The sequence below is a fragment of the Mycolicibacterium sp. XJ1819 genome, from assembly GCF_053483675.1.
The window spans coordinates 157,012-179,408 of the sequence record NZ_JBEFST010000007.1 but is presented as its reverse complement, the minus strand read 5'-3'; the positions used below and the strand labels follow the sequence as shown (position 1 = coordinate 179,408).

At 69.1% G+C, this 22,397-nt stretch carries 28 protein-coding genes; 19 read left to right on the top strand and 9 right to left on the bottom strand.

Annotation, left to right across the window (positions count from 1 at the left end):
- Positions 1–4 precede the first annotated feature (4 nt).
- Entirely contained in the window at positions 5–778 is a 774-nt protein-coding gene (locus ABQE89_RS09780) for a lysophospholipid acyltransferase family protein (RefSeq protein WP_448416118.1), read from the bottom strand.
- 74 nt (positions 779–852) lie between these two features.
- Between ABQE89_RS09780 and ABQE89_RS09775 the strand changes: the two genes are divergently transcribed.
- Together ABQE89_RS09775 and ABQE89_RS09770 are read left to right on the top strand one after the other, a co-directional pair.
- Entirely contained in the window at positions 853–2,415 is a 1,563-nt protein-coding gene (locus ABQE89_RS09775; RefSeq protein ID WP_448416117.1) for a Rieske 2Fe-2S domain-containing protein, read from the top strand.
- Positions 2,370–2,747, top strand: coding sequence for a hypothetical protein (locus ABQE89_RS09770; protein ID WP_448416116.1), 378 nt, complete (start codon positions 2,370–2,372; stop codon positions 2,745–2,747). The genes ABQE89_RS09775 and ABQE89_RS09770 overlap by 46 nt, the downstream gene beginning before the upstream one ends.
- Positions 2,748–2,761: 14 nt before the next feature.
- On the opposite strand, the gene serS is transcribed toward ABQE89_RS09770, so the two are convergent.
- On the bottom strand, positions 2,762–4,027 hold the full coding sequence (gene serS, locus ABQE89_RS09765) for a serine--tRNA ligase (protein WP_448416115.1): 1,266 nt from the start codon (positions 4,025–4,027) through the stop codon (positions 2,762–2,764).
- A gap of 124 nt (positions 4,028–4,151) precedes the next feature.
- On the opposite strand from serS, the gene ABQE89_RS09760 reads away from it, so the two are divergent.
- From ABQE89_RS09760 to ABQE89_RS09750, 3 genes are read left to right on the top strand one after another with little or no spacing between them, the layout of a single operon-like run.
- Positions 4,152–5,594, top strand: a complete 1,443-nt coding sequence (locus ABQE89_RS09760; RefSeq protein WP_448416114.1) for a septum formation family protein — start codon at positions 4,152–4,154, stop codon at positions 5,592–5,594.
- A 4-nt stretch (positions 5,595–5,598) separates the two neighbouring features.
- Positions 5,599–5,952, top strand: a complete 354-nt coding sequence (locus tag ABQE89_RS09755; protein WP_448416113.1) for a metallopeptidase family protein — start codon at positions 5,599–5,601, stop codon at positions 5,950–5,952.
- A 48-nt stretch (positions 5,953–6,000) separates the two neighbouring features.
- Entirely contained in the window at positions 6,001–6,222 is a 222-nt protein-coding gene (locus ABQE89_RS09750) for a hypothetical protein (RefSeq protein WP_448416112.1), read from the top strand.
- Here the strand turns inward: ABQE89_RS09750 and ABQE89_RS09745 are convergent.
- Together ABQE89_RS09745 and pheA are read right to left on the bottom strand one after the other, a co-directional pair.
- Positions 6,202–6,891 (bottom strand): histidine phosphatase family protein, encoded by a 690-nt coding sequence (locus tag ABQE89_RS09745; protein ID WP_448416111.1) that lies wholly within the window; start codon positions 6,889–6,891, stop codon positions 6,202–6,204. The genes ABQE89_RS09750 and ABQE89_RS09745 overlap by 21 nt on opposite strands.
- Entirely contained in the window at positions 6,888–7,808 is a 921-nt protein-coding gene (gene pheA, locus ABQE89_RS09740) for a prephenate dehydratase (protein WP_448416110.1), read from the bottom strand. The genes ABQE89_RS09745 and pheA overlap by 4 nt, the downstream gene beginning before the upstream one ends.
- A 107-nt stretch (positions 7,809–7,915) precedes the next feature.
- On the opposite strand from pheA, the gene ABQE89_RS09735 reads away from it, so the two are divergent.
- The 3 genes from ABQE89_RS09735 to ABQE89_RS09725 are packed head-to-tail and all read left to right on the top strand — an operon-like array spanning position 7,916 to position 10,707.
- Positions 7,916–8,704: a DUF2470 domain-containing protein gene (locus tag ABQE89_RS09735; protein WP_448416109.1), complete on the top strand. Its 789-nt coding sequence runs from the start codon at positions 7,916–7,918 to the stop codon at positions 8,702–8,704.
- Between the two features lie 30 nt (positions 8,705–8,734).
- A complete protein-coding gene (locus tag ABQE89_RS09730) occupies positions 8,735–9,502 on the top strand; it encodes a CPBP family intramembrane glutamic endopeptidase (protein ID WP_448416108.1) in 768 nt (255 codons plus the stop codon).
- On the top strand, positions 9,490–10,707 hold the full coding sequence (locus tag ABQE89_RS09725) for an LCP family protein (RefSeq protein WP_448416107.1): 1,218 nt from the start codon (positions 9,490–9,492) through the stop codon (positions 10,705–10,707). The genes ABQE89_RS09730 and ABQE89_RS09725 overlap by 13 nt, the downstream gene beginning before the upstream one ends.
- Here ABQE89_RS09725 and ABQE89_RS09720 read toward each other — a convergent pair.
- Entirely contained in the window at positions 10,704–11,558 is an 855-nt protein-coding gene (locus ABQE89_RS09720; RefSeq protein ID WP_448416106.1) for a glycerophosphodiester phosphodiesterase, read from the bottom strand. The two genes, ABQE89_RS09725 and ABQE89_RS09720, sit on opposite strands and share 4 nt — an antisense overlap.
- Positions 11,559–11,561: 3 nt before the next feature.
- The gene (locus ABQE89_RS09715) at positions 11,562–12,584 is read right to left on the bottom strand and encodes a DUF4328 domain-containing protein (protein WP_448416105.1); all 1,023 of its coding nucleotides are present in this window, start codon (positions 12,582–12,584) and stop codon (positions 11,562–11,564) included.
- Between the two features lie 399 nt (positions 12,585–12,983).
- On the opposite strand from ABQE89_RS09715, the gene ABQE89_RS09710 reads away from it, so the two are divergent.
- The gene (locus ABQE89_RS09710; RefSeq protein ID WP_448416104.1) at positions 12,984–13,142 is read left to right on the top strand and encodes a hypothetical protein; all 159 of its coding nucleotides are present in this window, start codon (positions 12,984–12,986) and stop codon (positions 13,140–13,142) included.
- Positions 13,143–13,203: 61 nt separating this feature from the next.
- Here the strand turns inward: ABQE89_RS09710 and sodN are convergent, their stop codons facing one another.
- Positions 13,204–13,626: a superoxide dismutase, Ni gene (gene sodN / locus ABQE89_RS09705; protein WP_448416103.1), complete on the bottom strand. Its 423-nt coding sequence runs from the start codon at positions 13,624–13,626 to the stop codon at positions 13,204–13,206.
- A gap of 20 nt (positions 13,627–13,646) precedes the next feature.
- Between sodN and ABQE89_RS09700 the strand changes: the two genes are divergently transcribed.
- The 4 genes from ABQE89_RS09700 to ABQE89_RS09685 all read left to right on the top strand — a co-directional run bounded on the left by ABQE89_RS09700 (position 13,647) and on the right by ABQE89_RS09685 (position 16,492).
- Positions 13,647–13,991 (top strand): S26 family signal peptidase, encoded by a 345-nt coding sequence (locus ABQE89_RS09700; protein WP_448416102.1) that lies wholly within the window; start codon positions 13,647–13,649, stop codon positions 13,989–13,991.
- 128 nt (positions 13,992–14,119) lie between these two features.
- Positions 14,120–14,653 (top strand): peptidase, encoded by a 534-nt coding sequence (locus ABQE89_RS09695; RefSeq protein WP_448416101.1) that lies wholly within the window; start codon positions 14,120–14,122, stop codon positions 14,651–14,653.
- Between the two features lie 279 nt (positions 14,654–14,932).
- Positions 14,933–15,640 (top strand): TMEM165/GDT1 family protein, encoded by a 708-nt coding sequence (locus ABQE89_RS09690; protein ID WP_448416100.1) that lies wholly within the window; start codon positions 14,933–14,935, stop codon positions 15,638–15,640.
- Between the two features lie 453 nt (positions 15,641–16,093).
- On the top strand, positions 16,094–16,492 hold the full coding sequence (locus ABQE89_RS09685) for a transcriptional regulator (RefSeq protein ID WP_448416099.1): 399 nt from the start codon (positions 16,094–16,096) through the stop codon (positions 16,490–16,492).
- Positions 16,493–16,525: 33 nt separating this feature from the next.
- Here ABQE89_RS09685 and ABQE89_RS09680 read toward each other — a convergent pair whose 3' ends face one another.
- Entirely contained in the window at positions 16,526–17,707 is a 1,182-nt protein-coding gene (locus tag ABQE89_RS09680; protein WP_448416098.1) for a hypothetical protein, read from the bottom strand.
- Positions 17,704–18,195, bottom strand: a complete 492-nt coding sequence (locus ABQE89_RS09675; RefSeq protein WP_448416097.1) for an ImmA/IrrE family metallo-endopeptidase — start codon at positions 18,193–18,195, stop codon at positions 17,704–17,706. Before ABQE89_RS09675 ends, ABQE89_RS09680 begins: the two co-directional genes overlap by 4 nt.
- 256 nt (positions 18,196–18,451) lie before the next feature.
- Between ABQE89_RS09675 and ABQE89_RS09670 the strand changes: the two genes are divergently transcribed.
- The 6 genes from ABQE89_RS09670 (at position 18,452) to ABQE89_RS09645 (ending at position 22,340) form a co-directional block, all read left to right on the top strand.
- On the top strand, positions 18,452–19,105 hold the full coding sequence (locus tag ABQE89_RS09670; RefSeq protein ID WP_448416096.1) for a DUF6474 family protein: 654 nt from the start codon (positions 18,452–18,454) through the stop codon (positions 19,103–19,105).
- 8 nt (positions 19,106–19,113) lie between these two features.
- On the top strand, positions 19,114–19,653 hold the full coding sequence (locus tag ABQE89_RS09665; RefSeq protein WP_448416095.1) for a hypothetical protein: 540 nt from the start codon (positions 19,114–19,116) through the stop codon (positions 19,651–19,653).
- Between the two features lie 76 nt (positions 19,654–19,729).
- Positions 19,730–20,353 carry a YcnI family copper-binding membrane protein gene (locus ABQE89_RS09660; RefSeq protein ID WP_448416094.1) on the top strand — a complete coding sequence of 208 codons (624 nt, stop codon included), beginning with the start codon at positions 19,730–19,732 and terminating at the stop codon, positions 20,351–20,353.
- A complete protein-coding gene (locus tag ABQE89_RS09655; protein ID WP_448416093.1) occupies positions 20,350–20,868 on the top strand; it encodes a copper resistance CopC family protein in 519 nt (172 codons plus the stop codon). The genes ABQE89_RS09660 and ABQE89_RS09655 overlap by 4 nt, the downstream gene beginning before the upstream one ends.
- Before the next feature lie 14 nt (positions 20,869–20,882).
- Positions 20,883–21,785 (top strand): CopD family protein, encoded by a 903-nt coding sequence (locus ABQE89_RS09650; protein ID WP_448416171.1) that lies wholly within the window; start codon positions 20,883–20,885, stop codon positions 21,783–21,785.
- 90 nt (positions 21,786–21,875) lie between these two features.
- Entirely contained in the window at positions 21,876–22,340 is a 465-nt protein-coding gene (locus tag ABQE89_RS09645) for a hypothetical protein (protein ID WP_448416092.1), read from the top strand.
- Positions 22,341–22,397 lie beyond the last annotated feature (57 nt).

Below are 22,397 nucleotides of genomic sequence, written 5' to 3'. Positions count from 1 at the left end.
GGGGCTATCCCGGCGCCTCGGCGGGTCCGGTCTGTTGGCGGCGCGCGGCCTTCTCGGCGGCGTCCTCGGCGTCCATCAGGTTCGCCTCGGCCAGCGTCGGCGCGCCCCCGCCGAGCCGATGCGGCACCCAGTACTCGCCGGGCGGATGCGGGCCGTAGGCGTCCTGCACCCGTTCCAGCAGATGTTGCATGCGCGAATGCAGCAGCGCGGTCAGTTCGGCCGGGGGCAGCGTCGGGTAGATCGGTTCCCCGACGGCCACCGAGATCGGCACCTTCGGGCGCCTGAGGTTCTTGGGGTGTCCCTTGGTCCAGATCCGCTGCGCGCCCCAGACGATGTGCGGGACGATCGGCACGTCACAGGCGATGGCCATGCGCGCGGCGCCCGACTTCAGTGTCTTGATCTCGAAGCTGCGGCTGATCGTGGCCTCCGGGTACACCCCGACCAACTCGCCCTCTTCGAGCTTGCGGCACGCCTGGTCATATGACTCGCCGCCGCTGTCGCGGTCCACCTCGATATGGCGCAGGCTGCGCATGATCGGCCCGGCGATCTTGTGGTCGAAGACTTCCTTTTTGGCCATGAACCGCACCTTGCGGCCACGGCCCTGGCGGTAGGCGGGAAGACCGGCGAACGTGAAGTCGAAGTAGCTGGTGTGGTTGATCGCGACCACGGCCCCGCCCGTCACCGGCAGGTTCTCCACCCCGGTCACGGTGAACGTCAGACCCTGTAGCCGCCACACCATCCGCGCGAGTTGAATGACTGTCCCGTACACCGGTTCCACAGCCGCAAGCGTAGTGCTCGCGCTGGCTGCCGTTAAGCTGGCCGAGGGGCAGACACCGCGGGGAAAGGGCATTCGTGCAGGTCACAAGCGTCGGTCATGCGGGTTTCCGGATCGACACCAAGGCCGGAAGCATCTTGTGTGACCCGTGGCGGTACCCGGCGTATTTCGGGTCGTGGTTTCCGTTCCCGGACAACAGCACCCTGGACTGGGCCGCGCTCGGCGACTGCGACTATCTCTACGTCTCACATCTGCACGCCGACCACTTCGACGCCAGGAACCTGCGCGAGCACGTCAACAAGGACGCGGTCGTGCTGCTGCCGGACTTCCCGGTGCCCGACCTGATGCGTGAACTGCAGAAGCTGGGTTTCCATCGGTTCTTCGAGACCACCGATTCGGTCAAGCATCGTCTCAGCGGGCCCAAGGGCGACCTCGACGTGATGATCATCGCGCTGCGCGCCCCCGCGGACGGCCCGATCGGCGACTCCGGGCTGATCGTCGACGACGGCGAAACGGTCATGTTCAACATGAACGACGCCCGGCCGGTCGACCTCGATGTGGTGCACGCCGACTTCGGCAACGTCGACGTGCACATGCTGCAGTACTCCGGCGCGATCTGGTATCCGATGGTCTACGACATGCCCGCGCGGGCCAAGGAGGCGTTCGGCACCCAGAAGCGCCAGCGCCAGATGGACCGGTGCCGCCAGTACATCGCGCAGGTCGACGCCACCTGGGTGATCCCGTCGGCCGGGCCGCCCTGCTTCTTGGATCCCGAACTGCGCCACCTCAACGACGACCGCGACGACCCGGCCAACATATTCCCCGACCAGGTGGTGTTCCTCGAGCAGATGCGGGCCCACGGTCATCACCGCGGGCTGCTGATGATCCCCGGGTCGACAGCCGACTTCACCGGCTCGCAGTTGAATTCGCTGACCCATCCGCAGCCCGACGACGACGTCGACGCCATCTTCACCACCGCCAAGGCCTCCTACATCGCCGATTACGCCGAGCGGATGGCACCGGTGCTGGCCGCCGAGAAGGCACGCTGGGCGCCTGCGGCCGGAGAACCGCTGCTCGAACCGTTGCGCACACTGTTCGAGCCGATCATGATCCAGAGCGACCAGATCTGCGACGGCATCGGTTATCCGGTGGAGCTGCGTTTGCAAGGCGGTGGACACGACGAGACCGTGGTGCTCGACTTCCCCAAACGGGTGGTGCGCGAACCGATTCCGGATGAAAAATTCCGCTACGGCTTCGCGATCGCCCCGGAGTTGGTACGTACGGTGCTGCGCGACAACGAACCCGACTGGGTCAACACCATCTTCTTGTCGACCCGTTTTCGGGCCTGGCGCGTCGGCGGCTACAACGAGTACCTGTACACGTTCTTCAAATGTCTGACCGACGAGCGCATCGCCTACGCCGACGGCTGGTTCGCCGAGGCGCACGACGACACCGCATCGATCACCTTGGACGGCTGGGAGATTCAGCGTCGCTGTCCACACCTGAAGGCCGACCTGTCCAAATTCGGTGTGGTAGAGGGCTCGACGCTGACCTGCAACCTGCACGGCTGGCAGTGGAATCTTCAGAACGGCCGATGCCTGACCACCAAGGGCCACGAGTTGCGGTGCAAGAAGCTGTGAGCGCGCCGCACCAGTACTACGACGACGGTCTGATCCAACTGGACCGCGAAGCGATAACGTTGCGCCGCTATCACTTTCCGTCGGGGACGTCGAAGGTGATCCCGCTGTCCTCGATCCGAGGCTACCGGGCCGAGCCGCTGGGAATGTTCACCCACCGGTTCCGGCTCTGGGGCAGTTCGGATCTGCGGCGTTGGCTGCCGCTGGATGTGTGGCGGCCGATCAAGTCGACGCTGGTGACCCTCGACGTTCCCGGCGTTCGCCCCAAACCGGCCTTCACCCCGCAGCGCCCCCGCGAATTCACCGCGATGCTCGACGAGTTACTGCAGTCCTAGCGTCGGCGCCTACCTCACGCCTTCTTCGTCGGCTCCAGGACTTCGGTTCCGACGAACGGCACCAGGTCCTGCGGCACCCGCACGCTGCCGTCGGGTTGCTGGTGGTTCTCCAGGATCGCCACCAGCCAGCGCGTGGTGGCCAGCGTGCCGTTGAGGGTGGCGGCGATCTGCGGGCGGCCGTTGTCGTCGCGGTAGCGCACCGCAAGGCGACGGGCCTGGAATGTCGTGCAGTTCGACGTGGAGGTGAGCTCCCGGTAGGTCTGCTGGGTGGGAACCCATGCCTCGCAATCGAATTTGCGCGCCGCCGACGAGCCCAGATCCCCGGCCGCGATGTCGATCACCCGGTAGGGCACGTCGATCTTCTCGAGCATCTGGCGCTGCCACCCGAGCAGCCGCTGGTGTTCGGCCTCGGCCTGGTCGGGGGTGCAGTAGACGAACGCCTCCACCTTGTCGAACTGATGCACCCGGATGATTCCTCGGGTGTCCTTGCCGTGACTGCCGGCTTCGCGCCGGAAACACGACGACCAGCCGGCATAGCGGCGCGGCCCGGCTGACAGGTCGAGGATCTCGTCGCCGTGATAGCCGGCCAGCGGGACCTCCGAGGTGCCGACGAGGTACAGGTCGTCGGCCTCGATGCGGTACACCTCTTCGCTGTGCGCACCCAGAAAACCGGTGCCCGCCATGACTTCCGGCCGCACCAGCACCGGCGGGATCATCAGCGTGAAGCCGTTGTCGACCGCCAGCCGCACGGCCAGCTGCAGCAGGCCCAGCTGCAACAGCGCGCCCGCGCCGGTGAGGAAGTAGAACCGCGAGCCCGACACCTTGGCGCCGCGCTCCAGGTCGATCAGGCCCAACGACTCCCCGAGTTCGACATGGTCCTTCGGGTCGTCGATGGCGCGCGGCGCTCCGACGGTGTCCAGCACGACGAAATCGTCCTCCCCGCCGGCCGGCACGCCGTCGACGATGACGTTCGAGATGGCCATGTGCGCGGCGCTCAACGCCGCCTCGGCCTCGGCCTGCTCGGCCTCGGCGGCCCGGACCTTCTCCGCGAGCTCCTTGGCCCGTGCCAGCAGCGCGGGCCGCTCCTCGGGCGTGGCCTTCCCGACGCTCTTGCTGGCCGCCTTCTGCTCGGCGCGCAAATTGTCGGCGGCCGACACCGCCGACCGCCGCGCGGCATCGGACTGCAGCAACACGTCGACGAGGCCGGGGTCTTCGCCGCGGGCGCGTTGCGATGCGCGCACCGCATCCGGATCTTCGCGCAGTAGCTTGAGGTCGATCACGGCCGCAACACTACTTTTGACCCGCGGGCGTCGGCATGCCGAGGTGGTCGATCGGATCCCCCAGGCACAACCCCATAACGTTACAATTGCATCACTTGTCACAGGCCCCGACACGCCTGTCACAATGGAGCCGATGTCCGATCCGATGGCGAAGGCGCCGACGCTGGAACCGACCCCCGCCGACGCGAACGATGAGCGCTCGCGGCCGGTGTCCTGGTGGCACAGCCTGCGCGCCGAGTCGACGCGGCGCGCGCTTCTGCTCACCGCGCTCGGTGGCCTGCTCATCGCCGGGTTCATCACCGCGATGCCGCAGAAGGAAGGCCCCAACTCGCTGACCGCCAGCACGATCTCGCTCGGGCCGCGCGGCAACGACACGTTCAAGGACGCCCAGGCCGGAGACTGCCTGACGTGGCCGGACCGCACGCCCGATGCCGCCGAGATCGTCGACTGCACCGAGGAGCACCGCTTCGAGGTCGCCCAGTCGGTCGACATGCGCACCTATCCGGGCAGCGAGTACGGCGCCGATGCCGCCCCGCCGTCGGTCGCCAGGATCCAGCAGATCAGCCAGGAGCAGTGCACGGCCGCGGTGAAGAATTACCTGGGCCCTCGCTTCGACCCGAACAGCCGCTTCACCGTGAGCATGCTGTGGTCCGGGGACCGGGCGTGGCGCCAGCAGGGCGAGCGCCGCGTGCTGTGCGGCCTACAACTGCCGGGGCAGAACAACCAGCAACTGCCCTTCAAGGGCAAGGTGGCCGAGGTCGACCAGTCCAAGGTGTGGCCCGCGGGCACCTGCCTGGGCATCGACCCGTCGACCAACCAGCCCACCGACATCCCGATCGACTGCGCCGCACCGCATGCGATGGAGGTCACCGGCGCGGTCAACCTCGCCGAGAAGTTCCCGGAGGGGCTGCCGCCGGAGCCGGAGCAAGACGCGTTCATCAAGGACGCGTGCACCCGGATGACCGACGCGTACCTGGCCCCGATCGAGCTGCGCAACACCACGCTGACGCTGATCTACAGCACCATCTCGCTGCCGAGTTGGTCGGCCGGTAGCCGCCAGGTGTCGTGCAGCATCGGCGCCACCCTGGGCAACGGCGGCTGGTCGACGTTGCTCAACAGTGCCAAGGGTCCGCTGCTGATCAACGGTCAGCCGCCGATCGCACCGCCCGACATCCCCGAGGAACGGCTGAACTTCCCGCCGATCCCGATCACCGACGATGCGGTGTCCTCCTCATCGTCGTCGTCGAGTTCCGGATCGACGAGCAACCAGTCGGGTTCCGCCACGGGTAGCACCGGCAGTTCCTCGACCCAGCATGGACAGTCGGCGGCGACGACCGACGAGGAGGAGGCGGCCACCGAGGGCGAGGCACCGCCGCAGAACACGTTCCTCAACGGGCCGCCCCCGCCCCCCGGCGAGCCCGCACCGCCGCCTCCCCCGCCGGGCGCTCCGCCGCCGCCGGCGGACGCTCCACCGCCACCGCCCGCGCCGGCCCCACCACCGGGCCCTGCGCCCCCACCGCCCGCACCCGCCCCCGGACCGCCGGCACCGCCCCCGCCGGGGCCGTAGCGGCGTGGCTGTGCGGATGAGCAGGCAGCGGTTCGACGAACTGGTCTCCGACGCACTCGACCTGATTCCGCCCGACCTCACCGCGGCGCTGGACAACGTCGTCGTCCTGGTGCAGGACCGCGATCCGGAGGAGCCCGAGATTCTCGGCCTGTACCAGGGCATCGCGCTGACCGAGCGGGACTCCTGGTACGCGGCGGGCTCCCTGCCGGACACCATCACGATCTACCGCGACGCGATCCTGGATGTCTGCGACAACGAGGCGCAGGTGGTCGACGAGGTGGCGATCACGGTGATCCACGAGATCGCTCACCACTTCGGAATCGACGACGACCGGCTGCACGAACTCGGCTGGGGATAGCCAGCGCGGCATCCCCGCGATGTCACCGGACAGTGGTATCAAGGCCCCATGAGCACGCCTGCCGCGGAGAGCATCTGCAGGCAGTGCCGGGCCGATCTCGAGCACTGCCACGGCACCGTCGTTCACCATGCGTCGATGCGCGCCGAATGCACGGAGCCGGACTGTGTCACGCCCGAGGTGGTGCACGCGTTCGACATCGACTGCGACGCGATCGGCTGCACGTGCGCCCCGGGGATCCCGGTGTCGGGGTCAGCCCATCGGGTCGGCTGACTGCAGGGCGTCGCCCACGGGGTCCACGGCGGGCGCCGGATAGAACGGCGGCACCATCGTGCCCCACTGCACGCAACTCCACCGCCCGTCGGTGATCGGCGCCAACACCACCGCTTGCGCGTTGCCGAGGTGGTTGTCGAGCACGAAGCTGCTTTCCACCCCGGCCAGCACCGCGGCGGTCAACCGGATCGCCGCCCCGTGGCTGACCACGACGATGTCGCTGTTGAACGCGTCGTCGTCGAGATAGCGCATGCGTAGCTGCGTGATCGCCGGGACGTACCGGTCCAGCACCTCGCGTGCGGTCTCACCGTTGGGCATCGGCACGTCCAAGTGTCCCTGATGCCAGCGCTGATAGATCGTCTCGAACTCCGCGATCGCCTCGTCGTCGTTGCGGTTCTCCAGATCGCCGACCTGCACTTCGTGGATTCCGTCGACTTCCTCCAGGGTGCGCATACCGAGTCGGCCGGCGATCACGTCCGCGGTCTGGGCGGCCCGCACCGCCTGCGAGTGCGCGATCATCCCGACCGGTTGGGCCAGTTCTTCGGTGACCGCACGCGCCTGATCGCGGCCCAGGCCGGTCAGTGCCGCCCCTGGCGGCCGGGTGTCGATCCGACGCTCGACGTTGGCATGCGATTGTCCGTGTCGAAGCAGCACGAGCCGTCCACTCACGCCTGTCCCTTTCGTAATCGGGTGAGCCACCGAGATGCCTCGTCCAACCGCGGCGGGACCGCGCCCGCGGCCGACCCCGTCGGCCAGGAACCCAGGTAGCGCACGTCTGCGCAGCGTCGGTGAAGCGCTTTGAGCGCCTCTGCCACCGCGTCGTCGTCGATGTGTCCGACGCAGTCGAGGAAAAAGATGTAGGTGCCCAATTCTGTTCGGGTGGGCCGAGATTCGATACGAGTAAGGTCGATATCACGGATCGCGAACTCGGTGAGCGCGCTCACCAGCGCCCCGGGCACGTTGTCCAGGCGCAGCACCACCGACGTGCGATCGGCGCCGGTGCGGGCAGGCGGCGAGCCCGGCGCGCCGACCAGAACGAAGCGGGTGCGCGCATTGGGCTCGTCCACCACCTCGGTGCCAAGGGTGGCCAGGCCGTAGCGGGCCGCAGCCAGCGCGGTGCTCACCCCAGCGTCGGCCCGCCCCTCGGCGACGTCTTGCGCGGCAGCGGCATTCGAGATCGCAGGCACCACCTTCGCCGTCGGCAGATGCGCTGTCAGCCAACGGTTCACCTGCGCGGCCGCCACCGGAAACGCCGCCACCGTCTCGACGTCGGCCGCCGTCGCGCCCTGGCGCACCACGATCGCGAACGACACGTCGAGGGTCAGCTCGGCGAAGATCTGCAGCGGTGTCCCGCTCGCCAGGCTGTCCAGCGTCGGCAACACCGAACCCTCGATGGAATTCTCGATCGGCACGCACGCGTAGGCCGCGTCGCCGGACCGCACCATCTCCAGGGCGGCGGCCGTGCTGTCGGTCGCGACCGGAGTGTTGTGCCGCGGCGACTCGGGAACCATGCCGCGGTTCGACATCTCGAGCAGCGCCGCCTCGCTGAAAGTCCCCTGAGGTCCCAGGTAGGCGATGCGTTTCACGAACCCAGCCTATCCGTGATTCCTGGTAACGCCGTTCCGCAGGACGTACGTCTTGCGCGATTTCTTCGCATCTAGTTAAGTTAGGCAAACCTAATTTGGAGGTGGGGATGACGACAGCGGCTCCGACGACGGCCGAACGGGTACGCAGCACCTTCGCTCGCCCCGGCGACGCGATGCTGGCGGTGGACGACCTCGATCCGGTCGACTCGCCGGTGCACCATCTGCTCGACGACGGATCGTTCGCGGTCACCGTCCCGGCCGACGGGGCACTGGCGCGGCGGGTCGCGGCGGCCGGAACCGGTGGTGAGCAGGCGGTGCTGGAGATGACCGACTACGCGCCGCTGCCGTTGCGCGAACGGGTGCGTTCGCTGGTCTGGGTGCGGGGCCGCGTATATGACGTCCCCGAATCCGGGGTTGCCGCGCTGCTCGACCTCCTCGCCGCGCAGAACCCGAATCCTGCGCTGCTGCAGGTTAACTCCGGCTCACGAGCGGCCGACGCCTCGAACCGCCACACGCTGATGCGGTTGGAGATCGACTCCGTGGTGGTGGCCGACTCCACCGGCGCGGAGGCCGTAGCGCTCGGCGCACTGCTCGCGGCCCGCCCCGACCCGTTCTTTGCGATGGAGTCGCGCTGGCTGCAGCATTTGGAATCGGCACACCGTGAGGTGGTCGACCGATTGGCCGACCGGCTGCCGATGTCGTTGCGCCGCGGCCGCGTCCGCCCCCTGGGTCTGGACCGATACGGCGTGCGACTGCGGGTGGAGGGCGCCGACGGGGACCACGACGTGCGGTTGCCGTTCGCCAAGCCGGTCGAGGACGTCACCGGGCTCAGCCAGGCCATTCGGATCCTGATGGGATGTCCGTTCCTCAACGGGCTGCGGGCACGCCGGCTCTGATCCTCGCGCGGGGGCGCTAGCGTTGCTCCGGTGACCGTGGGCGCCGACGAACCGACCGATCCGCAGCGGCGCGCGCTGCGCCTCGAGATCGCGGTCGTGCTGGCGCTGACGTTCGCGCTGTCGGCCTACACCGCGCTGCTGCGGCTGATCGAGGGCGTGCTGCTGGGGCTGGCCGGGCAGGTGGTCGCGCTCAACCCGCGACGTTCGCCGTTCGACCTGATCGACCTCGGGCTCAACCTCGCCGGGGTGTTTCAACTGCTGGCGTGGGGGGCGCTGGGTCTGTATCTGTTGTGGCGCAGCGGCTTCGGCCCGGCCCGCATCGGGCTGGCCCGGCCGCGGTGGCGGCCCGACGTGCTCGGCGGTGTCGGGCTCGCCGCACTGATCGGAGTGCCCGGGCTGGCGCTTTATCAACTCGCCCGGCTGCTGGGCCTGAACGCCTCGGTGGAACCGGCCGAACTCTACGACACCTGGTGGCGCATCGGTGTCCTTCTTCTGATGGCGTTCGCCAATGGATGGGCCGAGGAGATCATCGTGGTCGGGTTCCTGCTCACCCGGTTGCGCCAACTGCGGGTCAGCCCGGTGGTCGCGGTGGTCGCCTCGAGCGTGCTGCGCGGCCTGTATCACCTCTACCAGGGATTCGGCGCGGGTCTGGGCAACCTGGCGATGGGGTTGATCTTCGGCTACGTCTACGTGCGCACCGGGCGGTTGTGGCCGCTGATCATCGCGCACGCGCTCATCGATGCGGTGGCGTTCGTCGGCTATGCGCTGGCGGCCGGCCACTTGGGATGGCTGCAGTAGGCCGCGATACCCGTACATTTCTTGCTGTGGACGACAATCGGCCGCGCCGCAGGGAACCGCCGCAGGTGATCCGGCGCGACCCGGGCCGGCGGCCTCCGCCGCCGCTGCCACCGCGCAGGGCGGCACCGCCACCCCCGCCCGCGAGGCGACCCCCACCCCCGCCACCTCCGCATGCGAGGCGACCCCCACCCCCGCTACCCCGGCGACCCGGGCCTCCGGCAGCTGCCAAACCGGTGAAGCCGCCGCGGCGCAAACGGCATTGGGGCCGGATCCTGCTTGTCTTGGTCCTGCTGTTCGCAATGGCGGTGGTGGCCGGCGGCGCGTGGTTGGACACCTCGCTACGGCGGATTCCCGCCCTCGCCGACTATCCCGAACGCCCGGCGGCCGGCGCGGGCACCACGTGGCTGCTCGTCGGCTCCGACAGCCGACAGCACCTCAGCCCCGAACAGCAGGCACAGCTGACCACCGGCGGGGACCTCGGCGACGGGCGCACCGACACGATCCTGCTGGTGCACATCCCGTCGGTGCTGTCGAGCAGCCCGACCACGATGGTGTCGATCCCGCGGGACTCCTACGTCGAGATTCCCGGCTACGGCAGCGACAAGATCAACGCGGCGTTCGTCGTCGGCGGCCCGCCGCTGCTGGCCAGGACCGTCGAACAGGCCACCGGGTTGCGGGTGTCGCACTACGCCGAGATCGGCTTCGCCGGATTTCCCGTCCTGGTCGACGCGGTCGGCGGCGTGACGATGTGTCTGCCCGAACCCATCAGCGATCCGCTGGCGGGCATCGATCTACCCGCCGGCTGCCAAGAGCTCGACGGCCGCACCGCGCTCGGCTACGTCCGCACGCGTGCGACCCCGCGCGCCGATCTGGACCGGATGGTCAACCAGCGCGAATTCATGTCCGCGCTGCTGCACCGCGCCGCCAGCCCGGCGGTCTGGCTCAATCCGTTGCGCTGGTATCCGATGGCGCACGCTGCCACCGACGCCGTCGCCGTCGACTCCGGCGACCACATCTGGAATCTGGCCGCGCTGGCCTGGGCGCTGCGCACAGACGTCACCACGGTCACCGTCCCCATCGGTGACTTCACCTCGAGCGCCTCGGGCTCCGCCGTGGTGTGGGACAGCACCGCGGCCGAACAGCTGTTCGCCGCGCTGCGGTCGGATTCGCCGGTTCCCCAGGATGTGCTCGACGCGCAACCCTAATCACACGGCGCGCCGGTCAGCCCGTCCTGAAGCCACATCTTGGTGCGGCCCGGATGGTTCGTCGCGACCCACCCGACGCCGAGGTCGCGGCAGTAACGGACGTCCTCGAAATGATCGACGGTCCAGCAGTACATCGCCCGGCCCTGGGCGGCCGCACGGTCGACCAACTCTGGGTACTCGCGCAAGGTCGCGATCGACGGGCCCACCGCGGTGGCCCCGACCGTGGTCGCGGCACCGCCACCGAGATAGCGCGACGTCTCGCCGAGCAGCACGGTGGGCAGCATCGGTGCCGCCCGCCGGATCCGCCACACCGCGGCCGCCGAGAACGACATCACCACCGCGCGGGCCAGATCGGCCGATGCGGGCGAGGCGATCCCGTAGCGGTGCAGCAGCGCGAGCACCTTGCTTTCCACCAGCGCGCCGTAGCGCACCGGATGCTTGGTCTCGACGAAGATCTTCACCGGGCGGTTCCAGTCCAGCACCAGCGTGACGAGTTCCTCTAGCGTCAGCAGACCGGTGGCGCCCGACCCGCCGTCCGACTGCGCGCCGGGATGCCATGAGCCGTAATCGAATTCACGCAGTTCCGCCAGCGTCATCTCGCTGACGGCCCCGGTCCCGTCGGAGGTCCGGTCGATCCTTCGGTCATGCACGCACACCAGATGGCCGTCGCGGGTCAACCGCACATCGCATTCCACACCGTCGGCACCCTGCTGCAGAGCCAACTCATAGGCCGCCAGGGTGTGCTCGGGACGGTCGGCCGAGGCGCCCCGGTGGGCCACGACGAACGGCCGGCCGGCGAGGGCGGGTCCCGAGGCCGACCCTTCGCCGGCTTCGAGATCGCCCGAGTCCATGTCCTACGCCGCCGGGTTCTGCCCTTGGGGCTCGACCGCGGCTGCGGTCTGCGGCTCGGGCTCTTGCCGCGGTCCGGATTCGTTGTCGGGTACCACGACCCAGCGCCTGGACGGCCGCTCGACGGGCTGGCGCTCGAAGCCGAAGTACACCTTCATCGCCAGCAAGACGGCGGCCAGCGCGGTGAAATACGCAATCGCGGTGGTGACCGTGTTGTTGGCGATGCCCTGGGCGTCGGTCGCGAAGCTGGTGGCGATCGAGAAGATCGACACCGCGGTGCTGGCGACCCACGCCGCCCACCACGCCACGATCGGCCTGCGCAGCCAACTGAGCCGGTCCTCGACGCCGGCGAGTTCGATGACGAACACCGGCGCCCACGCCAGGTTCACCAGAGGGATCAGGCAACCCGCTCGGATCGCCCACGGCGGCCGCGGGTCGGGCTGGCCCCGATGCGCGTACGCCGCAGCGCGGCGCCCGATGAGCCAATTGCTCAGCACGACCGCGCTGGCGAGCACCATGAACATGGCCAGCACGCTGAGCGCGACCCCGAACCATGTCGCGGCACCGGCCACCCACGGGTTCAGCAGCACACTGCGGTTGATGATCAGCAGCGCGTAGCGCACGACGTGGACCAGGCCCGCGGCGCCCAGCGCGGCCATCGTCGCGACCAGGGTCGCGTGCACCATCACGTGCGATGGGCCCGTGCGCGACTCCTGCTGCTGCTCCTCGTCGTCGAAGTGCTCGGACAGTCCCCACCGCGGGATCACCGGGTAGCGCGGGGTCGGGCCGAGCGGCCGAGCGACTCGCCGCGGCGGAGGGGGCGCGCCCGGCCGCACCGCGATCCAGCGATATCCGGGTGGCAATCTCGCCGGGGTCCGGCCCGCAGTGGCGGGCGCACCAGCGCGCCAAGGGGAGTCCGGGGCTTCGGACGACGGAGCCAGCAGCGTGCCGTTACAGCGCGGACACCACACCCGTCGCCGGTCGCGCACGTTCCACCGCGTCCCGCACGAGGAACACACCTGAATCATCTCGCTCAGCCTAGCTCCGAGTAACCGAGTTCCGCGGCGGACCGCCTCGGCTGCGGGCGCCCAGCAATGTCGGCCTATCCACAGTTTCCACAGATCTATCCACAGGTCCAATGCGGATGGATCGCGTTCGCAGGAGTCTGCTGTGGATAACTTGGGCCCCGGACGCACAACGATCAACAGGCTCGAACGCACCCGGAGCGAAATAGCTCGACAGGCTAACTGGTGGCCTCGGCCGGGACGGTGTCGAGTGGTCGGATACCCACCGCCTATGCGGGTGAAACGGGTGCGAGCGGCCGGTTTTTCCACCGCCCGGGTGAGGGGTTATGATCGGCGTCACAGCCACGATGTTGTGACAGATCTCACTGGGAGGTTACCGATCGTGCAGGTCAGGAGCGTTGGATGACGTCGCACCCGATGGGCCCCGGCTCCGCCGCGTCGTCGGCGGAATGGCACTCGTCTACGCACGTGTATGCGCGCTCCCAGTTGATGGCCTGCCTACGGGCCGCGGTGATCGCCCTGGTGCTGCTGGGTGTTCTCGCCCTGATCGTGCTGTTCTGACCCAAGACAATTCGGGCCTGCGCGAACGTCGCGCAGGCCCGATGTGTTTGGTCGACTGAGGTCAGGAGGGCGGGTAGACACCCATGCTCTTGGCCTTCTCGGTCTGCCAGAAGATGTCGGCGATCTCGTCGATCGTCTTGAGCAGCTTCTCGGCCACGGCGATGTCGGTCGACTTCTTGACATCACCCGCACCGTGAATTCCGTCCCAGAACAGTTGGTGCAGGTTCGGGAACTGTTCGAAGTGCTCCTTGGCGAAGAAGTCGGCCCACAACACCATCAGGTGATGCTTGACCTCTTCGGCCTGCCGCTCCTTGATGATGACGCAGCGGGTGCGGAAGTGCTCGTCGTCTGAGTCGTGATACTTCTGCAGGGTCTTCAGACAGGACAGCGCTTCGATCTTGGCCTGCGCGGGGTCGTAGACGCCGCAGTAGAGGTCGCAGTGGGCGTGGGCAGGGGTGGCGTTGGCGAACATTCGATGCAGCATGCCGCCTAACTTACCCTCCGATGGTGGCGAGAAACCATCCACCGCGGCACTGGCCGCTTCGGGTGTTCCGGGTCGTCGAAGACTCGATGCGGCCCGCGCTCGATCCCGGAGAGGTGCTGGTGGCCCTGCGGGGCGGACGGATCAAGCGCGGCCAACTGCGGGTGTTCCGTGACCCGCGGCTGTCCACACGGTGGTTGATCAAGCGCGTCGGCGACGTATACGGCGAGGGCCCTGCAGCGATATTCGAGGCCCGCTCGGACAATCCCGGTGCGGCCGGCGCGGTGGATTCCCACGAGTTCGGCTGGATTGCGGTGGCCGGCTCCTACCGCGTCGTGTGGCCGCGTCGGTCCGATCGCGGTGGTTAGCACTCGTATCCGCTTGTGTGCCAGCCGCTGTCTACCGCATGCTGAGCAAATCGACCCAACGCGGTGTCGAGCTGGTGGTTCGACCTAGCCGGCTCAGCCGGCCCGAACGTCGGTGACACGGAGGCGAAATGGACACAGGCTCCGGTCGGGCGATCGAGATCGCCCCCTTTCATTCCCGCGGAACGCTCAAGGGCTTCGTCATTTCCGGCCGCTGGCCCGAGTCCACCAAGGAGTGGGCCCAAGTGCTGATGGCCACCGTGCGGGTCGCCTCGCTACCCGGATTTCTGCCCACCACAACTATTTTCGGGGTACGCGAGGAGCTGCCCGACGATCCGCAACCCGACACCATCGGCCTGGTCGTCGCGGAGGGACCGGTGTTGGGTGAATCGGCGGTGCCTCCAGGCCATTTCGCGCAACGGCAGCCCCCCGCCCTGCTCATGCTGCACCCCCCGTCGGAGACCACACCGTCACTTCCGGAGTGCTCGGGCGCCGCGTCGGGATGCGTGCTGCTGCCCGGCCTTCCGCATCTCGGCCTCGAGCATCGGGCGGCCTGGGTGGAAGCCGAGGCGGACGGCACCGTGACGTCGATGGTGAGCCGCGTCGGCGTCGACCCGATCACCCATCCCGATACCGCGATCCTCGCGATGCTGCTTGCGGCATAAGGGTTTTCGAAGCTTTTGATTCGACGCCCTGAACGCTTGTTTCGGGCACCCGAAACCACGGGGACGGTGGCGCGCCCGCCATGATGCCGCTATGGTCGAGGTCGCCAGCGAAGGGGAGTAGCCCCCAATCGTCGTGTCGACATACTGGCTGCGCGCACTCGAGTTCCACGATCGCGCAAGGCCCGGCCGGCGAACCGCGCAGCGGTGGGCGAGACCTTCGACCGTAGTTCGACGGGGCATGTGCTCTGACCCCGTCGGCGGCGCGTCGAAAGGTTGCCCATGCTCACCGCGATTCTGATCAGTCTGTCGGTGGTCTTCGTCGCCGAACTCGGCGACAAGTCCCAACTGATCACGATGACCTACGCCCTGCGCCACCGATGGTGGGTGGTGCTCTCCGGTGTCGCCGTGGCTTCTGTTCTGGTGCACGGGCTGTCGGTGACGATCGGCCACTTCCTCGGTTTGACATTGCCGGAGCGACCCATCGCGTTCGCCGCGGCGATCGCCTTCTTCGCGTTCGCGGTGTGGACATGGCGGGAAGGCCGGAGCGCCGAGGCCGACAACCCGGTCAAGGTCGCCGAACCGCGGTTCGTGCTGTTCGCGGTGATCTCGTCGTTCCTGCTCGCCGAACTGGGCGACAAGACCATGCTCGCCACCGTCGCGCTGGCCAGCGATTACCACTGGGCCGGCGTCTGGATCGGCGCCACCGCGGGCATGGTGCTGGCCGACGGGGTGGCGATCGGGGTCGGAGCCGTCATGCACAAGCAGCTTCCCGAGCGCTTCCTGCACCGCCTGGCCAGTGTGCTGTTCCTGTTGTTCGGGCTCTGGATGCTGCTGGACGGCGCGCTGGGGCTGCGACCGGCCGCCGTGGCCGTCACCGCGTCGGTGGCATTGATCGCGGTCACCGTGGCGCTGGTCAGGGCGATCACCGCGGCGACGCGCAGGGCCGCCGCGAATCGCGCTGTGGCGCTACCCTCGCTGAATCAGTGATCAACATCCGCGCCCGACGGGCTGGCTACCGTCGCGCCGACCGCGACCCGAAAATCCGAATGTGGCCCCGCCAACCCCGCTCACGTGCGGTGGGCGCGGTCACACCCGGCCGGAACGGCTCGCTTTCCTTTGCAAACAGCAAACGAAGCACTCCGCTTACTTCCCTGTCGTGGGCGTTGCCAGTGGGAGGGTTGCGATTTCTGTGACGCGACGTGGACAAACCCGTGGCAAGTGCTATTCGACGGATCCGTCAGTATTTGCCTGGTCGCAGGCTACCGGCCCGGTTCGCGCTTGCCGGCGGGCGTGTCGCGCCGCGGCCGCCGACATCATGAATTCATCCGGCGAATCAACTTTTATGCGGTTTGCACTTGGGTTTGGGCGTACTTGTCGCTAGCATGATCAGCAAATACGCCGCTTATAGTCCGCTCCCTACGCACGTGGAGGTAACCACCGATGAGCAAGACGTTCGCTGCCCGGCTAAACCGCCTGTTCGACACGGTTTACCCGCCCGGCCGGGGCCCGCACACGTCGGCTGAAGTCATTGCCGCACTGAAGGCCGAAGGCATCACGATGTCGGCGCCTTACCTGTCTCAGCTCCGCTCAGGCAACCGCACCAACCCCTCGGCGGCGACCATGGCCGCACTTGCCAACTTCTTCCGTATCAAGCCGGCCTACTTCACCGACGACGAATACTACGAGAAGCTCGACAAGGAACTGACCTGGCTCGCGAGCATGCGTGACGAGGGCGTTCGTCGTATTGCGGCGCGCTCGGTCGGCCTGTCCCCCGAGGCCCAGCAGGACGTCGTCGAGAAGGTCGACGAACTGCGTCGCCGGGAGCACCTGGACGATTAGCCGCTGGTCGCCGCTGCGCGGCGGCCGGCGAAGTCAGGCACCGTCGTTGCGGGCCAGCGCGCGATATTGCGCGGCGATCTCCAGGATCCATTCGCGATCGGAGTAGGTCGGCGGCTGGCGCAGCCACCCCAACCCGGGGAACTCGGCGTCGGCCTGCTGTCGGGCTGCGCGCGGGGTCCCGTTGTCGGGCTCGCGTCCGGCGTAGAGCCATTGCGCGATCGCGCGGGCCTGCTCCTGCGGTGAGACGCCGGGAACTTCCAGGTCGATGTCGTCATCCCCACGACGGAGGTCCTCGTCATCACGACGGGGCAGCGCCCCGGCTTCGACCCGGCGCTTACGTGCGCTGTCTGCGGCCGAGGCCTCCAGGAACAGGGCATCGGAGATCAACGACATCCGTTCGGCCACCCGGAACACCAGCGGACCCCGCGGCCGCACGCCGATGCCGACGTCGGGATGCCGACGTCCGAGTTCGGCCGATAACGGCTCGATGACCCCCAGTTCGCGGCGGGCCCCGAACCAATCCTCCATGCTCGGCAGCAACGAGCCCGCGGCGACCACCAGCATCGCGCAGCCCAGCAGGGTGGCCGCCGTGCCGATTCCGACCAGCCTCGTCGAGCTGACCGCGCGCAGCACGATGAACGCCGACGCCAGCACGATGAGCACGATCCCGATCGTGAACACGAACAACGCACGTCCGCGGCGGCTGCGGTTCGAATACCGCAGTCCCGCCCACGACACCAGCGTCAATGCCAGCAGCACGTACAGCAGCGGCAGCAACCACGGCAGGTTGTTACCGCCGGAGTTGAGGCTGTGCCGCAGGTAGTCCTGCGGCGCCATCTGCGGTTGCTTCCCGGCGGCGAAGAAGGCCACCAGGCTGATTGCCGCGATGACCGCGGCGACCAGATACTGGCCGATGGCGATCTTGCGGATGGTCGCGGGCTTACGGACCGAGGAGACGGTCGTGATCATCACGCAGCTGCCGGCCGCACACCCGACCAGCGCCACCTGCGCGAGACCCATCGAGATGTTCGGCCACCGCAGCCCGGTGTCGATCAGCACCGTCAACGGCTGCCAGTTCAGGGCGGCGACCGCCCCCAGGCTGCCCAGCGCGACGATCATCGCGGTGCTCACCAGGGATTGCTTGTTGACCAGGGCCCACCCGATACGCAGGCCGGTGGCCAACCCGAGCAGGCCGGCGATCACCCAAACGATCAACCAAACGCCTCTCCGAGCCGAACCTGCACGATGGAGGAGCGATCGGAGGGCAACCGACCCAGCCGGTAGAGCAGCAGAGCGGCGAAATCCTCGGCCTCCTGCTCGGCGTCCTCACCGCTGGGCCCCATGCACCCGGTCCGCTGGTTGAGCATGTAGCCGATCAGATCGGAGCTGGCCATCTCGGTGTTCTCCCGGGCCGCCTGCACCACCGGGATGCCCTCGTGGCCCAGCACCAGATGTCCCAGCTCGTGGGCCAGGGTGCGGTCCCATGCGGGCAGGCCCTTCTGGATCAGGAAGACGTCGTGGTCGGCGTACTGACGCCACTGTCCGCACACCCCGGGCGGCAGTTCGGCCATCTTCAGGTCGATCCGTCGGTTCCGGTCCTCACCGACGGCCTCCAACAGGCGGGTCAGCGACACCTCGCCGTGCCTGGGAGCGAGATCGAGTACCTCACCCACTGCGCGGGTGACGCGGCGGCTGGCAGCCATAAGAACCCCTTTTCGACCAGTCCACTATGCGCCGTGCGCACCGATGGGGCGGGCAGTTCCTGTCAGTTCACTCATCTTGCCGCTGCGGTGCGTACGCGCCGGTCCCTACCAGCATGCCCCCCGAGCCCAGGCCGTGCCAAGGCCGGCGGCGGACGTGCCCGCGCCGAAATGACGCCGGACGATAGTGTTGTGCTGCGTCCGTCACCAGCACAGCGACGCTTTCACGAGGCGACGAAGACATCGGGAGGCAGCCGGGATGAGCCCGTTCAAGCGCAAGACCCGCGCTACCCGCAGGGCCGAGGCGCGCGCCATCAAGGCCAAGGCCAAACTCGAAGCCAAGCTCGCCGCGAAGAACGAGGCGCGCCGCATCAAGGCGGACCGTAAAGCCGAGACCAACGCCCTGAAAGCGCAACTGCGGGCGCAGCGGGAAAGTGACCGGGCCGCGCTCAAGGCCGCCGAGGCGCAGCTCAAGGCCGCCCGCGAGGGAAAGCTGTTCTCCCCCAGCCGGATCCGCCGGATGCTCACGGTGACTCGGCTGCTCGCGCCGGTGGTTGTGCCGCTGGTCTACCGCGCTTCGATCGCCGTGCGCGGATATCTCGACGAGCGCCGCGCCGACCAACTGGGGGTCCCGCTGAGCCAACTCGGCCAGTTCTCCGGCGCCGGCGCGGGGCTGTCGGCACGGATCGCGGGGGCCGAGCACTCGCTGCGCCAGGTGGCCGAGAAGAAGCCCAAGGACGCCGAGACCAAGCAGTTCGTCGCCGCGATGACCGAGCGGCTCGGCGACCTGTCCGCCGCGGTCACCGCCGCTGAGAACATGCCCGCGGCCCGGCGCCGCTCCGCGCACGAGGCGATCGCCAGACAACTCGACGACATCGACGCCGACCTGATGGCCAGGCTCGGCGTCGCCTGAGGCGCGCCATGTCCTCGCCCGCACCGACAGCGCGGTTGCGCGGTCTGGCCGCGGGCCTGTTGACCGCCGCGCTGACCGTGGCCGCGCACGGCGTGGGCGGCGGGGCCCCGCCGACGGGCGCGGCGACCATGCAGTTGGTGGTGCTGGCGGCCACGATCGGCGCGCTGGCGGCCAGCCATCCCCGCGCCGCCGACACCCAGATGCTGGTGGCGCTGCTGGCGGGCGGTCAGCTTTTCGGTCACCTGATGCTCGACGCGGCCGGACACCAACACTCGGTGTCGACGGGTCCGCCCGCCGCGGTGATGCTGGCCGCTCACGCGCTGGCCGTCGTCGCCGGCGCTGTTCTCATCGCCGCCGGGGACCGGTTGTGCCACGCGGTGTCGCGTGCGGTGCGCGTGGCCGTGTGCGTGGGGTCGCGACCGGTGTCGGCGACGCCCGTCGTCACCGTCCGCCGCGCCGACCAGCCGCTGCGATCGGCGCTTCTTCTGGCCGCTTCGATGTCGCACCGCGGTCCGCCGCCTGCGCATGCGTGCGGGATCTCGGCGTAACCGCTGGGCTGTCCCGCTCGCTGCCGCATCCGACCCGACCTAGAAGAAAGTTCCACCCAAGACAATGAGATACCGAATGCGGGCGCCCTCGCGCGCCCTCCCGGCGCTGGCCGCCGCCGGCGCCGCCATCACCATCGGCCTGGTGGCCGGGACCGCGACCGCGTCGGCGCACGTCCACGTCGACGCCGACCACGCCACCCCGGGAGAAACCGCGCTGCTGACCTTCCGCGTGCCCGGAGAGTCCGAAACGGGCGCGTTGACAACGCAACTGAGCGTGACGCTGCCCGACGTGGCGTCCGCCCGCGCGGAGGTCGTACCCGGTTGGGCGTCCAGCCTGGACCGCGACAGGACGGCGGGCACCGTGCGATCGGTCACCTGGAGCGCACAGCCGGGCACCGGCATCTCCTCGGATCAGTTCGCGCTGTTCCGTGTCTCGGTGAAGATGCCCGACCAACAATCCGTCAGCTTCCCGGTGACGCAGACCTACTCCGACGGGACGGTGGTGCACTGGGATCAGCCCCCGCTGCCCGACGGCGGTGAACCTCAGTTTCCGGCCCCGGTGCTGGCGATGGACTCGCCGGAGGATCAGGTCGGCGCCGGGTCCTCGGCCGACACCACGGCGCGCTGGCTCGCCGGCGGCGCGCTGATTCTCGCCGCGAGCGCCGCGGTGACCGCACTACTGTCCAGGAGGCGCTCATGAGACGTCTGTTCACCCTCGTGGTGGTGACCATCGGGTTTGCGCTCGTCACCCTCGCCGGGGCGGGGCCCGCGGCGGCACACGCGGTCCGCATCGCGACCGACCCTGCCGACAAGGCCGAGCTGAGCCAGTCGCCGGAGCGGGTCAGCGCGACGTTCAACGAGGAGATGCAGCCACAGTTCGCGGCGATGACGGTCGTCGGCCCCGACGGCAACCTGTGGTCACAGGGCGATGCCACGGTCGAGGGGGCGGTGATCAGTGTCGGCGTGCGTCCGCTCGGCCCCGCAGGCACCTACACGGTGAATTACCGGGCCACCTCTGCCGACGGGCACGTGGTCTCCGGCTCGTGGTCGTTCGAGCTGACCGTGGCGGGCACGGGCACGCCGGGCCCGTCGGTGACCACACCCGACGCGGCCGACGAGTCGTCGGGTGGAGCAGTTCCGGTGTGGCCGTTCGCGGCCGGCGCGGCGGTGATCGTCGCCGGTGGCGCGTTGTGGGCGGTGCGGCGCCGCACGTGACGACCCGGCGCGCGATGGCCGGCGGCGCGCTGGTCGTGGTGGTCGCGTCCGTGACGGCGTGGGCACTGGCCCATCCGCAGGGTGCGCTCGGCGCGACGCTGGTGCGCGCGTTCGCGGACTGCGCGGCGGTCGTCACGCTGGGGCTGGCCGTGGTGCCGGTGCTCGACGACGCCCGTCACCGCGACGAACTGCGGCGGCGGGCAGGCCGACCGCTGACCGCCGCCGCGGAGGCCTGGCTGGTGGCCGAACTGGCCCGGCTGATCGTGACCGCCGCCGCGGTCGCCGGGGTCCCAGTGCAGCGGCTCGGGTTGAACACCGCGATGGAGTTCGCGGTGTACACCTCGGCCGGCCGCGCGGGGTTGATCGGCGTGGCCGCGGCGGCCGTGGTGGGGATTTTTACGCTGGTGCCCCGCAGCGCGTCGACCGGCGTGGTGGTCATCGGCGCGGCCGCGGCCGGTGTGGCGGCGCGCGCGCTCACCGGCCACTTCGCGCATGATGCCGTCGCCGGCGCGGCGGTGGCGATCCACACGCTGGCCGCGGCGCTGTGGTGCGGCGCGCTGGCCGGCCTGGTGCTGACGGTCGGATATCGCGGGCAGTGGGCCCGCGTGCTCCCGCGGTTCTCCCAGCTGTCACTCGGCTGCGTGCTGGCGTTGCTGATCGCGGGCGCGACGGCCGGAATCGTCGGCCTGGGCTCCCCCGCCGCGCTCCTCACCACCGGATACGGCCGGGTGCTGACGGCCAAGATCGTGGTGACCGTGGCCCTGGTGGTGTTCGGGTGGCGCAATCGCACGATCTGGCTGCCGGCCGCGCGAACGCACCGCGCCACCGCCGTGGTGTCGCGATCGCGGTCGTTGACCGAGTTGGCTGGGATGGCCGTGGCGCTGGCTTTGGCCGCCGGACTGGCCGTCACGGGTTAGCGCCACAGCCACCTGGCATGATGGGGACCACTGCCGGTTACCCACGCTCGCCGAACAGGCCCAGACGACACACTGCAAAGGAGCAGCCCGATGGCAGAGCAGGACCGTCCCGACGAAGGGCCGAAGGCCACGCCGCCGCCCGGCGAGTCGGTGCCACCGGCGCCCCCGGTGCCCCCGCCGCCTGCGAAGAAGGAACCCGCCAAGGCGGCGAAGAAGACTCCGGCCAAGAAGACTCCGGCCAAGAAAGCCGCGAAGAAGGCCGCCCCCGCCAAGAAGGCGGCTCCGGCGAAGAAGGCCGCCAAGAAGTCCCCCGCCAAGAAAACCCCCGCCAAGAAGCTCGCCGAAACCAACGGCGATATCGCGTCGGCCGCGAAGGAAACCGCGGCGCAGGCGAAGTCGGCGGTGGCGAGTGCACCCAACCCGGTGGCCGGGCCCGCGCCCGCGCCCTTGGTCGGACCTGAGCCGTCCCGACTCCCGGTGGCCGCGGCCATCGCGGCCGGTGTGCTCGCGCTCATCGTCGTGCTGCTCGTGCGGCGCGGATCCCACGACGACTGAGCACCCGCTACCACGACGACGTGGAACCCGGGCTGGCCAGGACGTGCCCGACGTCGT

What these genes read in the sequence shown, in the direction of transcription:
- ABQE89_RS09770 (WP_448416116.1), top strand. Translation starts at nt 2,370, where the DNA reads ATGCCTGACCACCAAGGGCCACGAGTTGCGGTGCAAGAAGCTGTGAGC.
- ABQE89_RS09760 (WP_448416114.1), top strand. Translation starts at nt 4,152, where the DNA reads ATGGAGCCGATGTCCGATCCGATGGCGAAGGCGCCGACGCTGGAACCG.
- ABQE89_RS09750 (WP_448416112.1), top strand. Translation starts at nt 6,001, where the DNA reads ATGAGCACGCCTGCCGCGGAGAGCATCTGCAGGCAGTGCCGGGCCGAT.
- ABQE89_RS09735 (WP_448416109.1), top strand. Translation starts at nt 7,916, where the DNA reads ATGACGACAGCGGCTCCGACGACGGCCGAACGGGTACGCAGCACCTTC.
- ABQE89_RS09725 (WP_448416107.1), top strand. Translation starts at nt 9,490, where the DNA reads ATGGCTGCAGTAGGCCGCGATACCCGTACATTTCTTGCTGTGGACGAC.
- ABQE89_RS09720 (WP_448416106.1), bottom strand. Translation starts at nt 11,558, where the DNA reads ATGGACTCGGGCGATCTCGAAGCCGGCGAAGGGTCGGCCTCGGGACCC.
- ABQE89_RS09715 (WP_448416105.1), bottom strand. Translation starts at nt 12,584, where the DNA reads ATGATTCAGGTGTGTTCCTCGTGCGGGACGCGGTGGAACGTGCGCGAC.
- ABQE89_RS09710 (WP_448416104.1), top strand. Translation starts at nt 12,984, where the DNA reads ATGACGTCGCACCCGATGGGCCCCGGCTCCGCCGCGTCGTCGGCGGAA.
- sodN (WP_448416103.1), bottom strand. Translation starts at nt 13,626, where the DNA reads ATGCTGCATCGAATGTTCGCCAACGCCACCCCTGCCCACGCCCACTGC.
- ABQE89_RS09700 (WP_448416102.1), top strand. Translation starts at nt 13,647, where the DNA reads ATGGTGGCGAGAAACCATCCACCGCGGCACTGGCCGCTTCGGGTGTTC.
- ABQE89_RS09695 (WP_448416101.1), top strand. Translation starts at nt 14,120, where the DNA reads ATGGACACAGGCTCCGGTCGGGCGATCGAGATCGCCCCCTTTCATTCC.
- ABQE89_RS09690 (WP_448416100.1), top strand. Translation starts at nt 14,933, where the DNA reads ATGCTCACCGCGATTCTGATCAGTCTGTCGGTGGTCTTCGTCGCCGAA.
- ABQE89_RS09685 (WP_448416099.1), top strand. Translation starts at nt 16,094, where the DNA reads ATGAGCAAGACGTTCGCTGCCCGGCTAAACCGCCTGTTCGACACGGTT.
- ABQE89_RS09675 (WP_448416097.1), bottom strand. Translation starts at nt 18,195, where the DNA reads ATGGCTGCCAGCCGCCGCGTCACCCGCGCAGTGGGTGAGGTACTCGAT.
- ABQE89_RS09670 (WP_448416096.1), top strand. Translation starts at nt 18,452, where the DNA reads ATGAGCCCGTTCAAGCGCAAGACCCGCGCTACCCGCAGGGCCGAGGCG.
- ABQE89_RS09665 (WP_448416095.1), top strand. Translation starts at nt 19,114, where the DNA reads ATGTCCTCGCCCGCACCGACAGCGCGGTTGCGCGGTCTGGCCGCGGGC.
- ABQE89_RS09660 (WP_448416094.1), top strand. Translation starts at nt 19,730, where the DNA reads ATGCGGGCGCCCTCGCGCGCCCTCCCGGCGCTGGCCGCCGCCGGCGCC.
- ABQE89_RS09655 (WP_448416093.1), top strand. Translation starts at nt 20,350, where the DNA reads ATGAGACGTCTGTTCACCCTCGTGGTGGTGACCATCGGGTTTGCGCTC.
- ABQE89_RS09650 (WP_448416171.1), top strand. Translation starts at nt 20,883, where the DNA reads ATGGCCGGCGGCGCGCTGGTCGTGGTGGTCGCGTCCGTGACGGCGTGG.
- ABQE89_RS09645 (WP_448416092.1), top strand. Translation starts at nt 21,876, where the DNA reads ATGGCAGAGCAGGACCGTCCCGACGAAGGGCCGAAGGCCACGCCGCCG.